This is a genomic window from Acidovorax sp. GW835-FHT14G06 (assembly GCF_058793595.1).
Map to the genome: position 1 here is coordinate 41,877 of NZ_JBXAGA010000009.1, position 14,422 is coordinate 56,298.

Genomic DNA, 14,422 nt, shown 5'->3' on the forward strand with positions numbered 1-14,422 from the left:
TCTCCGCGCCGCAGCGCTATGTGGTGCCGGTGCCGTCCGTGGGTGCCAGGTACTCCCGCACCAGGGCCCGCGCGCGGTGCAGGCGGCTTTTGGCCGCCTCGCGCGTCACACCCAGCCGCTGCGCCATCTCCTCGATGGTCAGCTCCTCGAAGTCGCGCATCAGCAAGGCCTCGCGGTACAGGGGTGGCAGCGAGTCGATGGCCAGGGCCAGGTCATGGCGCAGTTCGTGGTCGGGGCGGTGCGACCAGGCGAGGTTGTCTTCCACCTGTGCCAGCGGCTCGCCCTTAAGCCAGGCCAGCATGGGCTGCATGCACAGCCGCTGCACGATGCGCACCACCCACCCGCCGAACGCCGCCACCTCGCGCAGCGCGCCCACGCGGCGGTACACGATGATGAGCGCCTCCTGCACCACGTCGTCCGTCGCTGTGGTGCCGGCGCAGTGGCGCAGCGCATAGCGGCGGATGTCGGGACGGGTGAGGCGCAGCAGCTGCTCCATGGCGGCCGCGTCACCGCTGCGTGCGGCGGGCAGCAGCTGGGCCACGGTGGGGGCTGGGTGGGTGGTGGCCATGGGCGGTCACTCGACAGGCTTGCGGCCCACCATGGCACAGGCGGGGCAGTAGCCAAAGGCGCCGCTCAGGATGCTGCCAACGCCCGAGGCGGCCAATGCCAGGCCCAGGGGCGATGCGGACATCCACCACAGGCCTGCGGCGATGAGGGTGACGCCCCCTGCAACGCGCAGCAGGCTTTCGGGGCGGGTGATGTTCTTGCGGTACAGCATGGTGAAAAACTCCTTGGTGGGGAAATGAAGGCGCCGGCACAGGGCGCCTTCCCTACCAAGAGCGGCTGGTTGCGCAAAAGGATTCATGGGTTGCAAAAAATTTTTTCCTGCCACCACCCGTCACCGGAAATGGTCGAACGATGCGTAACGGTTCTCCACCGCCTGCCCCTGCGCGTCCACCAGCTTCAGGCCTGGCTCAGCCAGCACGGTACCAATGCGGGTGACGGGCGTACCGCTGGCCTGCGCCGAGGCGGCCACCGCGTCACGCTGCGCGGGCGGGGCGGTGAAGGCCAGCTCGTAGTCGTCACCGCCCGCCAAGGTGCATTGGTGGACCAGTTCAGGGTCCAATGGGCCGGTTGCGCTAGTCGAATATGCCTCTTCTGCTATCAAAAGTATAGTTTTGGAGGTGTCGATACAGGCCCCTGCCCCCGAGGCTTGGAGGATGTGCGACAGGTCGCCCAGCAGCCCGTCGCTCACATCCATGGCGCTGGTGGCCACGCCGCGCAGGGCCAGGCCCAGGGCCACGCGCGGGGTGGGGCGCTCCAGCCGCAGGCGGGCGCGGGCCATCACCTCGGCGGGCAGGGCGATGTGGCCGAGCAGCGCCTCCAGCGCCAGCCGGGCGTCGCCCAGCGTGCCACTCACATAGATGTCGTCGCCGGGCTGTGCGCGGCTGCGCAGCAGGGCCTGGCCGGTGGGTACCTCGCCAAACACGGTGATGCAGATGTTGAGCGGGCCTTGCGTGGTGTCGCCGCCCACCAGCTCGCAGCCATGGGCATCGGCCAGCGCCAGCAGCCCGCGCGAGAAGCCTGCCAGCCAGGCCTCATCCACCCGAGGCAGCGACAGGGCCAGGGTGAACGCGAGCGGTTTGGCACCACACGCCGCCAGGTCCGACAGGTTCACGGCCAGCGCCTTGTGGCCCAGGGCTTCGGGGTCCACGTCGGCAAAGAAGTGGCGGCCCTCCACCAGCATGTCGCTGGAGATGGCCAGTTGCATGCCGGGGGTGGGCGCCAGCAGCGCGCAGTCGTCGCCCACACCCAGTGCAGCCTTGCGAACGGGGCGCGTGAAGTAGCGGGCGATCAGGTCGAACTCACCCATGGCGCTGCCTGGTGATCCAAGAAAAAAAGGTCAAAAAGGTCAAAGGCATCAGGTATTGCTTTCTGTCTGAGAAAACCACGCCGCCCAGTGGTCGATGCAGGCCTGGATCTTGGGCAGCCGGTGCCTGCGGGTGAGGGTGATCGCGTGAATGGTGCTGGGCTGCGGGTCCACGCAGTTGGCCAGCACCGCGGTCAGCAGGCCCTGGCGCACCAGGGGCTCCGCCACCACCGTGGCCAGGCGCGCAATGCCCAGGCCCTGCAGCGCCAGCCGCGCGGTGATGGCCGTGCTGCCCGAGCGCCATTGGCCCTCGGCCACCAGCACGTGGGGTTCGTCATCGATCTGGAAAGGCCAGTGGTTCAGAAACGCCACCGCGCTGTTGGTGATGAGCCGGTGCTGGCGTAGATCGTCGATGTGCCGTGGCACGCCGTGCGTCTGCAGGTAGCCGGGTGTGGCGTACAGGGCGCGGGCCAGCGTGCCCAGCGGGCGCGCCACCACGGTGTCGGTCTGCGGCGGGCCGGTGCGGATGGCAATGTCGATGCCATCACGTGCCATGTCGGCCATGCGGTCGTCCACCACCAGTTCCACGCGCAGTTGCGGGTGTTTTTGCTGCAGGCTGTCAAAGCTGGGGATCAGCAAGTGTTCGGCCACCACCGAACTGGACGCCACGCGCACCCAGCCGCTGGGCTGGCCGCTTTGTTGGGCGAACTCGCCCTCCAGCTCGTCAAGCGTACTGGTGATGCGGCGGCAGTAGTCCAGAAACGTCTGCCCCTCGGCCGTGAGCGTGAGGCCATGGGTGGTGCGGTGCAGCAGCCGCGCGCCACAGGCTTTCTCGATGCGCGCCAGGGTGCGCGAGACCTGGCTCACAGGCGCATCGCGCTCGCGGGCCACGGCCGACAGCGAACCCAGGTCGGCCACGCGGGCGAACAGGTGCATGTCTTCAAAGCGGATGTCGCGCATCGGGCGATGGTAACGGCGGGGCTTTGCGCCCGGCGCAAAACAGTCTTGTATGGGCTGCGGTTTCCGCTGTGCGCTGTGCTGCCTACAGTGGCCTCACCCTGAAAGGAATGCCATGGCCCCCCACCTGTACCCTGACGACTATCAGCGTCTGCGCGACGCGGCCCAGCGCCACGCCGTGCAGTTGCGTCAGGAGGCGATTCGTGAAGCCCAAGCCTGGGTGGTGCGGGGGATTGTGCGCATGAGCCGCCGGGTTTTCCACTCACTGCGGACCCCGTCCGCGCCCACGACCCAAGCCACTCCGGAGGCCCCCACACCATGCCAACCCTTGTTCTGAAACTGTCTCCGCTGCAAAACCCCGAGCGCTACCAGACGCTGGCCAGCGCACTCACCGACCTCACGGTCCAGCTGTTGCGCAAACGTCGCGAGGTGACTGCTGTGATCATTGACGACCTGCCCGGCGCGCGTTGGCACATTGGTGGTGCCCCCGTGGCACAGCCGACGGCCTTGCTGGAGATCAGCATCACCGAGGGCACAAACACCGAGGAGGAGAAGGCCGCCTTCATCGCTGCCGCGTTCGCTGAGCTGCAGCGCCAACTGGCCGGTGACGGCGTGCTGGCTACGGCCAGCTATGTGGTGGTGCGGGAGCTGCCCGCCAGCGACTGGGGCTATGGCGGGCGCACGCAGCAGGCGCGCAAGCTGGCGCTGGCGGGGTGAGGTGGCAAGCGCGCGCGGGGCTCCCTAGGCCGCCGCGCCGCGAAAACGCTGCGCCGCCTGGCGGCTTACCTCGGCCAGCAACTGCTCTTCGCTCTGGCGCTGGCGCAGCCAGCGGGCATCGTTCTGGCCCGCCTCGACCTCCGTGCGCAGCATGTGCATGGCGCTGGATGCCCCCTGCACGGCGGCGTGCCCGGCGATCTTGTCCATGGTGCGCAGGATGTGCTCGCGCAGCGGCATGTGGTCGCCCGTGGCCGGGTCTACGTACACCGCGTCCATGCCAAAACGGCAGGCCTGGAAGCGGTTGTAGGTGTACACGAGGTAGTCGTCTTCTTCAGGCATGAAAGGCTGGTCGGCCAGGAACCATGCGCCCAGCGACTGCACATAGCCCGCGAGGGCGGCGGCGCGCTCGATGGTCAGGGGTGTGTCGAACACGCGGATCTCGATGGTGCCGAACTCGGGCTTGGGGCGGATGTCCCAGTAGAAGTCCTTCATGCTCTTGACCACCCCGGTGCGCGTCATCTTGTTGAAGTAGGTCGTGAAGTCGTCCCAGGTCAGCGCAAACGGGGCGCGACCGGACAGCGGAAAGGCAAACACCGAGTTCAGGCGTGCCGAATCAAATGCCGTGTCCTGGCCCTGCACATAAGGGCTCGATGCCGACAGTGCAATGAAGTGCGGGATGTAGCGGCTCATGCGGTGCAGCATCAGCAGCGCGGCGTTCGCGTCAGGGCAGCCGATGTGCACATGCTGGCCGAAGATGGTGAACTGCTTGGACAGGTAGCCATACAGCTCCGACAGCTCGCGAAAGCGCGGCTTGTCGTAGATGCGGCGCTCGTGCCACTGCTGGAACGGGTGCGTGCCGCCACCCACCACGGCAATGTTGAGCTTGTCTGCGCTCTTGACCAGCGCATCGCGGATGGGCGTGAGCTGGCCCAGCACCTCGCTGGCCGAGTGGCAGATGCCGGTGGAGATTTCGATCATGCTGTTCGTCATCTCGGGCACCACGCTGCCGGGCAGCGGGGTTTTCTTCATGAGGCGCAGCATGTCCTCGGCGTAGGGCGCCAGGTCGTAGTCGTTGGTGTTGACCAGCTGCAGCTCCAGCTCGACGCCCAGCGTCAGCGGCTCGGAATGGGTAAAGGCTTCAAGACTCACGGGGGGAATCTCCGTTGTTGCTGCGGGTCAGGGGCGCCCAGGGTTTGGAGCTTTCGCCCGCACGGTAAATGGCCACGGTGGCAATGACGGCACCAAACACTTCCATCAGCAAGATGGCGGGAAGCGCCACACCGGCAATCACATGGCCGGTCGAAGGCGATGCGAGCACGAACTGCGAGGCAATCAGCAAGGCGATGGACGACATCGGCGTCATCGCGCAGCCCACCCACAGCGCCTGCTTCCAGCTGGCGCCGCTGCCCACATTGCCCAGCGCCACGCCGGTGGCCTTGGCCAGCAGGCGCACGGCGATCAGTGCCAGCACCACACCGACCACCGGCGCACTCCAGTCGGCCTGCGCCGCCACGGTGGACACCAGCACGAACATCAGCATGGTGAGCAGGGACGATGCATTGCCCAGCTGCCGTGGCCAGGCCCAGGGGCGGGGGTTGAGCTGCTTGAGCAGCATGCCCCCCAGCAGTGCGGCCAGCGGTGCCGAGCCACCCATGTGTGCCGCCACCGCCGTGCCTGCAGCCACCAGGGCCAGAAACAGCATGGAGGTGTTTTCGCTGGTGGGGCTCATGAAGCGCAGCGCCATGCGCAGCACCAGGGCCAGTACGGCGGCCACCACAATCGATACGCCCAGCACCACCACCACGGGCGACACGGCCTCCAGCACCGTGAGGCTCTGGCGGTTGATGAGTTCTGCCTTGGCGCTGCCCAGCGTCAGGGCATACAGCGTGGAGAGCGTGGTGAGCACAATGGCGCGTTCGGTCACCGGGCCGGCGGCACGGGTGTCGGCCACCACACGGGTCAGCACTGCAGGAGATGCCGCCAGCGCCACCAGTGCCAGTGGGCCTGCTGCCTGGGTGGGCAGCTGCAGCCACACCAGCACCCAGTACACCGCGAAATAGGTCAGCACGGATTCAGCAATGCTCTGCACCAGCACCATGGGGTTGTGGCGGAACCAGCGCAGCGGAATGCGGCCGCCGCATTCAAACAGCACAATGGCCACGCCCAGCTCCAGAAGGAACAGGCCAATGCCCTGCAGCGGCCAGACAGCGCCGCTGAAGCCCGCCAGGCCCGCTGCTGTACCCACCAGCGAATAGCCCACCACCTTGGGCAGGCCGGTGTGGCGTTGGGTGAGATAGCCTGCCATGGCGGCCACCGCCAGCAGCAGTGACCATTGCACCGTGGGCAGCCCGGCCGAGGGGCGCAGCCACTGCGCCCAAAAGCTCAGGATTTCATTCATGTCATCGGACCTCTGCGTCAGACGGGCGCTGCCCGTTGGAGTGGAGGCCCCGGCGCACAGGCCCTCCGCAGTTGGGACGGGGTGCGCTGGGGCGTTGGGCCCTCGAATTTACAGGGGGACACACTCCACCCTTGTAGGACAGAGGCGGCGGTTTCGCCTCAGCCCTGTGCGGTTGTCGCCAACGGCGGCCGCCGCTCGGGCACAAAAAAGCTCAGAGGCGCGGTACGCAGGCGGGCGCGGATGGCGGCATAGATGTGCGATCGGTCCACGCCACTCACGTTCTGTGCACGCAGCGCCAGGCTGAAGGCCAGGTAAAAGCTCACCGACACATTCAGTGCGCCCAGGAACGGGAGCGAGGCCACCGCCCACCAGAATGCGGGTAACTGCAGCACCTGCAGGCCCAGCGTGGCACTGGCGGCCGCCACCTGACCTGTAGACAGCGTGACGTGCCGCACGTCCAGCCCCAGACCGAAGAACGCAGCAAACGCAGGCACCAGGCCCAGCATGAAGCCTAGCGAGATATTCGCCGCAAAGCCCGACAGGTTCTCGCGCAGGAACCGTGCCCAGCGCGCGGCACGCTCGGTACCCAATAGCCCGGTGATGCTCGGGTTGTAGTGCAGGGCCGAGTCCATGCGGTGCAGCACAAACCAGTTCTCCGTCCAGCCCGCGATGATGCTGGACGCAAACAGCAGCACCCCGGTGAAGGCGGCAAAGAACAGCGACGGCCCTAGCAAATGCAGGGACTCGAACACATGCTCAGCCTGTTTCTCGCTGATGGCCGGGCCGCCGGTGGCCAGCGCAATCAGCGCGGCCAGCGCCAGCACGGCCGGGAATACCACCAGCACATTGCCCAGCACGGCGGCAACCTGTGAGCGCACCAGGTGCGTGATTTCGTCCACGAACGACTCGATGGCATCGCCGGTGCCCAGCTCCTTGAGCTTGGCTGCCATGGCTGGCGCCGTCATGGCTGGTTGTTTTGTGGCCACCGTGAAGTGCAGCAGCTGGATCAGCACAAAGCTCACGGCGTAGTTGATGCCTGCCATGAAACCACCCCAGAAGGCCGATAGTGCCAGCGCATACAGGCCAAATTTGGCCAGCGTGGTGAAGGCCATCAACGCACCGCCACCGGCCGCCTTGCGCAGCATGGAGCGGTATTCGGCGCTGGTGCGGGTGATGTAGTGCTCGCCTGTTTCAGCGCTGCGCTCCGCCACCTTGGCTGCCAGCAGCGACGAGTTGGACGCCAGCAGCGCGCGCAGGCTGCGCCGCTCTTGTCCCACCATCACCAGCTGCGCCATGAGCTGCGCCGCTGTGAGGGCTGGCTGTGCAGACAGCAGGCAGTCGAGCAGCACCCGCACTCGCAGGATGCGCTCGCGCAGCTGCCGCAGCCGGAACACCAGCCCCACCGAAATGCCGTTGTCCTCGAAATGCGCATACACGGTGGCCGCCGCCGCGCGGCAGGCCTCCAGGCGTTCGCGCAGGCGCTGGGCGGATGCGTCCAGCCGGTCGGGGGTGCGCAGGGCGTGCAGCACTTCCACACGAAGGCTTTCCACGTCGCGGATGAGTGCGTGGAAGGGCTGTGCCTCGCGCGCGGACTCGCTCATGCGCAGCCGCAACTCGGGCGCAAAGCCGGTCGAGAGGATTTGCCCCGCGCAGTAGGTGATGGCGTCAAGCAGGGCCTTGTGCCAGCGCGTGGCGCCGCCTGGGCTTTCGCCCGTGCCGTTCTGGGCCAGCAGCATCACCAGCCGATTCAGCGTGGCTTCGTCCAGTGCCGTCAGCCATTGGGCATCAAAGGCGCTGGGCAGTGCCAGCATGAAAAGCTCTGAGGCATCGATGGTTTCGGGGCTGCCGGGCAGCAGCTTGGTGCGCAGGCGCTCGGCCACCTCGCTGACCAGGGCAGTGCGGGGGGCAAAGCCAAAGTCCGCCAGCAAGGTGGTGATGTCCACCTGGTCCACCAGCGTCGCCCACCAGGCCTGCAGCCGCTGCTGGATATCGGGCCGCGCCGCGACCGCATCGATGAAAAGCTGCACCCGGCCCACAGCGGCGGGCACGGAATCACGCTTGCCGCGCACCCAGTCCAGCAGGTGGATGAGCCACAGGTGGCGATGGGCCAGGTCGGCGGCAGGGTCCAGCGCCGCCAGCAGGTGGGCCAGGTCTTTGGGCTCGGCGGAATTTTTCATAGGTGGCCTGCCCCCATAGGAAAAGCAGCCCATCCGATGGATAGCGGTCTCATGGAAGGGTGGGGGCTGTGGGAATGGTTCTTCAATGCAGCACCCGGCCGCTCAGGGGTTCGCCAGACGGGCCGTGGCTGATCGCCTCCAGCACAAACAAGGGCACCGGGGTGTTGAAAGGCTCGCCGTCTTCGGCAACGCAATGGAAGGTTCCATGCATGGTGCCACTGGAGGTGCGCAGCCTGCAGCCACTGGTGTACTGGAACGACTCGCCCGGCTTGAGCAAGGGTTGCTGTCCCACCACGCCCAGGCCCTTGACCTCTTCCGTATGGCCGCGGGCGTCGCTGATGATCCAGTGGCGCGAGATCAACTGGGCGGGCTTGTCGCCCGTGTTGGTGATGGTGATGGTGTAGGAGAAGCTGAACACCCCCGTGTCCGGCGCAGACTGCTCGGGCAGGTATTCGGGCAGTACTTCCACGTCAAACTGGTACTTTGGCATGGGCCGCATGGTAACCGTGCCGCCCCTTGTGTGGGCAACTCCCAGGCGTCAAAACCACCAATGGTTCTGCGCTTTGCGACAATCGGGGGATGAGCCGCACATTCCGAATCGCCCCCTCCATCCTTTCCGCCGACTTTGCCCGCCTGGGCGAGGAAGTGGGCAATGTCATTGCCGCTGGCGCCGACTGGATCCACTTTGACGTGATGGATAACCATTACGTGCCCAACCTGACTTTTGGCCCCATGGTCTGCCAGGCCTTGAAGCCTCACGCCAAAACGGCAACGGGCGTGGCCGTGCCGATTGATGTGCATCTGATGATCCAGCCCGTGGACGCCCTGGCCGCTGCCTTTGCAGACGCGGGGGCTGACTACATCAGCTTCCACCCCGATGCCTCGGGCCATGTGCACCGAAGCATTCAGGCTATCCGGTCCAAGGGCGTCAAGCCGGGCCTGGTGTTCAACCCGGCCGAGCCGCTGGACGTGCTGGACTGGGTGATCGACGACATCGACCTCATCCTGATCATGAGCGTGAACCCCGGCTTTGGCGGCCAGAGTTTCATTGACTCCGCGCTGCGCAAGATCGAAGCCGTGCGCAAGCGCATTGATGCTTCTGGCAAGGACATTCGTCTGGAAGTCGATGGCGGCATCAAGACCGACAACATCCGCCGTGTGGCCGATGCGGGCGCAGACACCTTTGTCGCAGGCAGTGCCATCTTTGGCAAACCGGACTACCGGGGTGTGATCGACGCGATGCGTGTGGCCTTGGGCTGATCGCACGGGCCGCCGCGAAGACTTGGCGCTGCTGCCTCTGTGACAGACCGGGCCTGACTGGAGGTCTGGTTACTGTTGCGCAGGCACGGTGATGGTGGTCGTGGTCGATTCGCGCAGCACGCCGCCGCCGGATACCGAGCCACTCGCCGGGCTGCTTTGCACGCGGCGCATGCAATCCGCCTGGTCGGCAGCCGTCTGGAACGCTGCGCAACGCTGGGTGGCGTTGTTGGTGGCGGCGGCTCCAGGGTTACTCAGATCACCCTTGCGCGAAGCGTCCAGTGCGTTGTTGGCCTCGCGCAGACAGGTGGCCAGGCTGTCCTGGGTGTTGTTGGTCATGCACTTTTCCCGCTCCTGCTCGTAGCGTGCCCGCGCGTCCTGCGGTGGAGTTTGTGCGGATGCGCCCGTGCAGGCCAGCAGCAAGGCAGCGGTGAAGACGGGACTGGCAAAGGAAAAGCGTTTCATGGAGGGCTCCTGAGGCAATGGCAGACGAAGGTCTGAACCTATGCCAGCAGGGTAGGTCCCGTGACGATGTGCCCCTGTCGGACAGCGCCGCCCTTGCCCGTGCGCGGGTTGCGCGTCTTGTGCCTGGTCAGCCCAGGCGCTGAAACGTCAGGACGAATGCCACGCCATCGGACATATTGCGCGCATTGATGGTGCCACCCATCTTGGCCATGTAGGTTTTGGCCACAAACAGGCCCTGGCCCCGGTGCTCGCCCTCGCCCATCGGGGTGGGGCTGTCGGGGTCGGATACGCCCAGTTCGAATATCCGCTCCAGCAGGTCGTCGGCAATCGTCGATCCCTGGTTGTGCAGCGTGGCGCTGGCGGTGGATTCTGACGCCGTCAGCGTCAGCGTAATGGCGCTGCCCGTGGGGCGGTAGCGGTCGGCATTGCGCAGGATATGGGTCACCACGTCTTCGAGCGCAAACTCGTCGGCTCGCACGATGACAGGGCCAGGGCGGGTGGTGCTTGGCGTGTACTTCACACCCAGAATGCCCGCAAAGTGCGCGTTGTCCGCCACGTTGCGCAAGAAGGAATCCAGGTCCAGCCGCCCCTCGGGCACATCGGCGGCTTGCAGCGCCTCGGCGGGCGATGCGGTGCCGTACAGCACGTGGATGGCCTGCTGCATGCGCTGCACATAGCGGTGGCCAGGGTCTTGCGGGCCGTTCAGTGCCATCAGCGACTGCAGGGGCGACATGATCTCGTGCCCCACGGCGTGCCACATGTCGCGCTCTTGCTGGGCGCGCAGCTGCTCGCGCTGCAGGTCGTCCTTCACGCGCTGCAGCAGGTCGGCCAAGCCACCGGCCAGGATGCCCAGCTCGTCCGAGCCGCGCAGGTCCGACACATCCAGGCCGCCCAGCCGGGGGCCGGTGTGGCCAGGCTGCACGTTGTACGACACGGCGGCGGCGCGGCGGGTCAGGGCCGTCACGCGGCGGATCAGGCCCACCTCGACCACCAGCCAGGTCAGCGCAATGGCGCCCAGCATGGCACCCAGGTACCACGACAGGCGCGTGGCCACAGCGGCCAGGCCTTGCTCCACGCCGCGCAGGTGGCCGGTGAAGTTGACCACGTAGTTGCCGGTGGGCGTGTCCAGAATGTCCAGGGCCGTGGGGGCGGCGGGCGTGGCTGCTGCCGGGCCCACACCTGCGGCCTCCAGCGGCAGCCAGCGGATCAGGCGCAGGAGCCAAGGGGCAGATGGATCGGCCTGCACTTCGACGCCCTTGAGGGTGATGGCGCTGGCTTCGTCACTGCCCAGCTTGCGGATCTGCACACGCTCGCCCGGCAACAGGCTGCGCGAGAGGTCTCCCAGCGATGCGGCCAGCTGCGCGCCGGGTGCGTCGCTGTCGAACAGCGGTTTGGTGTCCTCGCCCGGCGCCAGCATCTCCACTCGCACACGCAGCTGCCCCAGGTCTTCCGGCGGCCAGACCAGGCGCTCGTCCTTGCGGAACAGGGCTTCGCGGAACAGTTCGACCGGCAGGCGGATGGAGTAGTGGGTGCGGCGCAGGCAGTCGGAGGTGATGGCGGCCCCGCTAGTGGGTTGTTGCACCGATGGGGGCGGCAGGTCGCGGCACTGGCCGTTTTGCCACAGCCAGCCGCGAAAGTCGCGCACCGGCCGCGCGCGGGCTTCGAGCTGCGGCGTGCCGTTGTCCACAAACCCCGTCAGGCGCCCGCGCACGGCCGCGCTGCCTTGTGGGGGCATGGCCTCATACGGCGCAATCCAGCGGTAGGTGGCACCGCGCATGTCGAGGCTGATGCGCGCGCGGTGCGCCTCGGCGGGCACCAAGGCGCCGCGCTCGCGGGGCGTCAGTTCGCCTGCATAGAAGCTGCCCACCAGGTAGATGAAGCCGCCTGCATAGGGGTTGTTGCCAATCGCAACGCACACTGAGGCGCCATCGGGGTATTGCACGGAGCAGCCAGCCATCTCCACGGCTTGCTGTGATTTTTGCGGGTCGTCAAAGTCGATGGCCGCATAGGGCAGCAGCAGCGGCGCCAGCGGCGTCACGCCCTGGCCGAGGTGGCTGGCATTGAGCAGCGCCAACTGGCCGGAGGGGTGGCGCAGCCGCGCCATGACCTCTGCCTGGCTGCGCACAAACCCATGCTGGTAGGCCTGCCAGGCGCGCTCCTTTTCGTCCTTGAGCACCACCACGCTCAGCACCACCGTGGCCAGGGCCAGCAGCACGAACACCCCGCGCACGAGGATGCGCAGGCGGAACGCGGGCAGGCCCAGTCTAGGCATTTCCAGCGCGGGGCGGCGCAGCAGGCGCTTCATTTGCCGACCCAGCGGAACCCGCGCATGGGCACGTTTTCTATTCCCTCAAACCCAGGATCGACTTCACGCAGCGCCTCGCGGATGGTGCTCACATGCTTACGTACGTTGTCGCGGTTGCGGCCGCTTTTCACCACCTCGAACAGTTCGTCATACGACACCACCTCGCCACTGCGCTGGTGCAGCGTGGCCAGGATGCGCTGGGCCGTGAGCGGCAGGTTGATGCGCTCGCCGCGCCAGGTGGGGGTGCGCTGCCACAGCGGGTCCAGCACCAGTGCATCACCCACGGGGGCGGAGGGCGCGCTGGCTGGGGCCTGGGCCTGTGTGGTACGCAAGATGTCGAGAAAGGTCTCGATGAAGTCTGCCTCTTCGAACGTGGTTTTCTGCAGGTAGTCCCACGCGTCCAGCGCCTTCATGATGCTGCGGTAGATGGCCGCAGGCATGGCCGACACCACCAGCACCGGCGTGCCCTGGCGCAGCTTGTTGATAGCGTTGAGGAGGGCCACGCCTGCATGGCGCTCGCGGCCCAGTTCGATGTCGAGCACCACGGCGTCGTAGTGCTCGCGGGCCAGCGCGGCCTCGGCCTCGTCGCGGGTGAACCACTGGTCGATGACGATACCGCTCTTCGCACTGCGTATCCACCCGGCCAACTGGTTGCTGGTGGGCAGGTCGTCTTCGATCACGGCAATGCGGGTCATGGGCAGGGCGGGGCAGTAGAGGGGTGGGCGGATTATCCCGGCGGCCCGTATTGGGTGGTGTGAGTTTTTCTTCCGGGGCCGGAAGGTTCGTGCGACCGGTGTGAGCGCATTGGGGGCCGCGCTGCATTGTTGCTTCCGGGGTGGATCCGAACAATCGGTCCTCAATGAGCCAGCCACCGCGGCGGCTCAGAACCGACAACAACACCGAACCAACCCAAGAGAGAAACACCATGAAAGCCACCTGGAATCGCATCGTGCAGACCCTGAAGGGCCGCCGCTCTACCCCTTTGTCCGAAGCAGGCACGGAGCCCTTGCTGGAGGCTGAATTGCAAAGCCCTGTGGCAGCCGATGCACGCGGCGCCGAAGCCCCTCACCTGAACTGGGCCTACCTGCTGCCCACCGCCCGCACCGTGCGCTGGCTGACCGCTGGCGCTGTGGTGGCCGCCGCAGGCCTGATGGTGTACCGCAATCCGCCGGTGCAACACTTAGCGCAAGGCGACCTCGGTGTGCGCCTGAATCAGTTCACCGGTGCCGTGAGCCTGTGGCGCGATGGCAGCGTGTGGGTGGTGCCCGGCCTGCACACGGTGCGCGTGTTCTCGCTGCGCGACCAGAGTTACCGCCCCGAAGCCATGCGCCAGGCCACGGGCAGCGCGCCGCTGCAGTCAGTGGAAGGCCTGTCGCTGGGGCTGGACCTTAGCGTGCGCTATGCCCTGGACCCCAACTCGCCCGCCGTCAAGGCCGGCAACCTGCCCGACAACGTGGGTGTCGACATCGTGGAGCCTGCCGTGCAGGGCCTGGTCTACAAGGTGTTTGCCCGCTACACGGTGCGTGAAATCTTCTCGTCCAAGCGCGCCGAAATTGCACAGATCATCGAAACCGAACTGCGAGCCCGCCTGGCTGCCGATGGCGTGACGCTGCGCAGCCTGCAGATCGGCAAGGTGGACCTGCCCGCCGAATACCGCCGTGGCATGGACAGCCTGCTGGCCGAAGAGTTGGCCTCCGAAAAAATGCGCTACACGCTGGAGCTGAAAGACAAGCGTGTGAAGGAAACCGAGCTGGACGCCAACGCCGACAAGGTGCGTCGCGAAGTGGCCGCCGAAGCCGCCGCGCGTGAGCAGGTCATTGCCGCCAAGGCCCAGGAAGAGGCCATGAAGCACGTGCTGCCCTTCAAGCAGCGCCAGATCGAACAGCGCCAGCTCGAAGCTGAAGCTGAACGTGTGGCCCGCGTCAAAGCCGCTGAGGGCAGTGCCCAGGCTCGCCGCATCGAAGCCAACGGCGAGGCCGACGCCCGCCAGAAGCTGGCCGAAGCCGAGGCCTACCGCATGGACCGCGTGGGCAAGGTGAATGCCGAGCAAATGGCCCGCGAAGGCGCGCTGGTGACCAGGCACCCGCTGCTCATTCAGAAGACGCTGGCCGACAAGCTCTCGGACAAGATCCAGGTCATCATCGCGCCCCCGCCCACCAATGGCGACTTCATCGGTGCCGCGCTGCTGGGCGGTCAACGGAATGCCCAGGCCGGTGCAGCACAGGCTGCGGCCGTGGCCGAAGACGCCACCACCACCCAAGCCGTGGAGCAGTGAA

The 14,422-nt window shown here is 66.7% G+C and carries 14 protein-coding genes; 3 read left to right on the forward strand and 11 right to left on the reverse strand.

Features of this window, described 5'->3' with window-relative positions; all coding sequences use genetic code 11:
• Positions 1 to 16: 16 nt before the first annotated feature.
• The 4 genes from AC1Q64_RS16690 to AC1Q64_RS16705 form a co-directional block, all read right to left on the reverse strand.
• Positions 17 to 568: an RNA polymerase sigma factor gene (locus AC1Q64_RS16690; RefSeq protein ID WP_492252110.1), complete on the reverse strand. Its 552-nt coding sequence runs from the start codon at positions 566 to 568 to the stop codon at positions 17 to 19.
• Positions 569 to 574: 6 nt separating this feature from the next.
• Positions 575 to 778: a YgaP family membrane protein gene (locus tag AC1Q64_RS16695; RefSeq protein ID WP_492252111.1), complete on the reverse strand. Its 204-nt coding sequence runs from the start codon at positions 776 to 778 to the stop codon at positions 575 to 577.
• Positions 779 to 898: 120 nt separating this feature from the next.
• On the reverse strand, positions 899 to 1,873 hold the full coding sequence (thiL, locus tag AC1Q64_RS16700) for a thiamine-phosphate kinase (protein WP_492252112.1): 975 nt from the start codon (positions 1,871 to 1,873) through the stop codon (positions 899 to 901).
• A gap of 48 nt (positions 1,874 to 1,921) precedes the next feature.
• On the reverse strand, positions 1,922 to 2,830 hold the full coding sequence (locus AC1Q64_RS16705; RefSeq protein WP_291432773.1) for a LysR family transcriptional regulator: 909 nt from the start codon (positions 2,828 to 2,830) through the stop codon (positions 1,922 to 1,924).
• Positions 2,831 to 3,145: 315 nt separating this feature from the next.
• On the opposite strand from AC1Q64_RS16705, the gene AC1Q64_RS16710 reads away from it, so the two are divergent.
• A complete protein-coding gene (locus tag AC1Q64_RS16710; RefSeq protein WP_492252113.1) occupies positions 3,146 to 3,544 on the forward strand; it encodes a tautomerase family protein in 399 nt (132 codons plus the stop codon).
• Positions 3,545 to 3,568: 24 nt separating this feature from the next.
• Here the strand turns inward: AC1Q64_RS16710 and AC1Q64_RS16715 are convergent, their stop codons facing one another.
• The 4 genes from AC1Q64_RS16715 to apaG form a co-directional block, all read right to left on the reverse strand.
• Positions 3,569 to 4,693: a YbdK family carboxylate-amine ligase gene (locus AC1Q64_RS16715; RefSeq protein WP_492252114.1), complete on the reverse strand. Its 1,125-nt coding sequence runs from the start codon at positions 4,691 to 4,693 to the stop codon at positions 3,569 to 3,571.
• Positions 4,683 to 5,942 (reverse strand): cation:proton antiporter, encoded by a 1,260-nt coding sequence (locus tag AC1Q64_RS16720; RefSeq protein WP_291432776.1) that lies wholly within the window; start codon positions 5,940 to 5,942, stop codon positions 4,683 to 4,685. Before AC1Q64_RS16720 ends, AC1Q64_RS16715 begins: the two co-directional genes overlap by 11 nt.
• 158 nt (positions 5,943 to 6,100) lie before the next feature.
• Positions 6,101 to 8,119, reverse strand: coding sequence for a site-specific recombinase (locus AC1Q64_RS16725; RefSeq protein WP_492252115.1), 2,019 nt, complete (start codon positions 8,117 to 8,119; stop codon positions 6,101 to 6,103).
• 82 nt (positions 8,120 to 8,201) lie between these two features.
• Complete coding sequence (apaG, locus tag AC1Q64_RS16730; RefSeq protein WP_291432778.1) at positions 8,202 to 8,609, reverse strand: Co2+/Mg2+ efflux protein ApaG; 408 nt, start codon at positions 8,607 to 8,609, stop codon at positions 8,202 to 8,204.
• An 89-nt stretch (positions 8,610 to 8,698) separates the two neighbouring features.
• On the opposite strand from apaG, the gene rpe reads away from it, so the two are divergent.
• Positions 8,699 to 9,379 (forward strand): ribulose-phosphate 3-epimerase, encoded by a 681-nt coding sequence (rpe, locus tag AC1Q64_RS16735; protein WP_291432779.1) that lies wholly within the window; start codon positions 8,699 to 8,701, stop codon positions 9,377 to 9,379.
• 69 nt (positions 9,380 to 9,448) lie between these two features.
• Here rpe and AC1Q64_RS16740 read toward each other — a convergent pair whose 3' ends face one another.
• The 3 genes from AC1Q64_RS16740 to AC1Q64_RS16750 form a co-directional block, all read right to left on the reverse strand.
• Positions 9,449 to 9,841: a hypothetical protein gene (locus tag AC1Q64_RS16740; RefSeq protein ID WP_492252116.1), complete on the reverse strand. Its 393-nt coding sequence runs from the start codon at positions 9,839 to 9,841 to the stop codon at positions 9,449 to 9,451.
• A gap of 127 nt (positions 9,842 to 9,968) precedes the next feature.
• Entirely contained in the window at positions 9,969 to 12,146 is a 2,178-nt protein-coding gene (locus AC1Q64_RS16745; protein ID WP_492252117.1) for a sensor histidine kinase, read from the reverse strand.
• The gene (locus AC1Q64_RS16750) at positions 12,143 to 12,841 is read right to left on the reverse strand and encodes a response regulator transcription factor (RefSeq protein ID WP_492252118.1); all 699 of its coding nucleotides are present in this window, start codon (positions 12,839 to 12,841) and stop codon (positions 12,143 to 12,145) included. The genes AC1Q64_RS16745 and AC1Q64_RS16750 overlap by 4 nt, the downstream gene beginning before the upstream one ends.
• A 230-nt stretch (positions 12,842 to 13,071) precedes the next feature.
• Here AC1Q64_RS16750 and AC1Q64_RS16755 point away from each other — a divergent pair, with 230 nt between their 5' ends.
• A complete protein-coding gene (locus AC1Q64_RS16755; RefSeq protein WP_492252119.1) occupies positions 13,072 to 14,421 on the forward strand; it encodes an SPFH domain-containing protein in 1,350 nt (449 codons plus the stop codon).
• The last annotated feature ends 1 nt before the right edge of the window (position 14,422 follow it).

Coding starts and splice junctions, on each gene's coding strand:
- AC1Q64_RS16690 (WP_492252110.1), bottom strand. CDS start 568: ATGGCCACCACCCACCCAGCCCCCACCGTGGCCCAGCTGCTGCCCGCC.
- AC1Q64_RS16695 (WP_492252111.1), bottom strand. CDS start 778: ATGCTGTACCGCAAGAACATCACCCGCCCCGAAAGCCTGCTGCGCGTT.
- thiL (WP_492252112.1), bottom strand. CDS start 1,873: ATGGGTGAGTTCGACCTGATCGCCCGCTACTTCACGCGCCCCGTTCGC.
- AC1Q64_RS16705 (WP_291432773.1), bottom strand. CDS start 2,830: ATGCGCGACATCCGCTTTGAAGACATGCACCTGTTCGCCCGCGTGGCC.
- AC1Q64_RS16710 (WP_492252113.1), top strand. CDS start 3,146: ATGCCAACCCTTGTTCTGAAACTGTCTCCGCTGCAAAACCCCGAGCGC.
- AC1Q64_RS16720 (WP_291432776.1), bottom strand. CDS start 5,942: ATGAATGAAATCCTGAGCTTTTGGGCGCAGTGGCTGCGCCCCTCGGCC.
- AC1Q64_RS16725 (WP_492252115.1), bottom strand. CDS start 8,119: ATGAAAAATTCCGCCGAGCCCAAAGACCTGGCCCACCTGCTGGCGGCG.
- apaG (WP_291432778.1), bottom strand. CDS start 8,609: ATGCCAAAGTACCAGTTTGACGTGGAAGTACTGCCCGAATACCTGCCC.
- rpe (WP_291432779.1), top strand. CDS start 8,699: ATGAGCCGCACATTCCGAATCGCCCCCTCCATCCTTTCCGCCGACTTT.
- AC1Q64_RS16740 (WP_492252116.1), bottom strand. CDS start 9,841: ATGAAACGCTTTTCCTTTGCCAGTCCCGTCTTCACCGCTGCCTTGCTG.
- AC1Q64_RS16745 (WP_492252117.1), bottom strand. CDS start 12,146: ATGAAGCGCCTGCTGCGCCGCCCCGCGCTGGAAATGCCTAGACTGGGC.
- AC1Q64_RS16750 (WP_492252118.1), bottom strand. CDS start 12,841: ATGACCCGCATTGCCGTGATCGAAGACGACCTGCCCACCAGCAACCAG.
- AC1Q64_RS16755 (WP_492252119.1), top strand. CDS start 13,072: ATGAAAGCCACCTGGAATCGCATCGTGCAGACCCTGAAGGGCCGCCGC.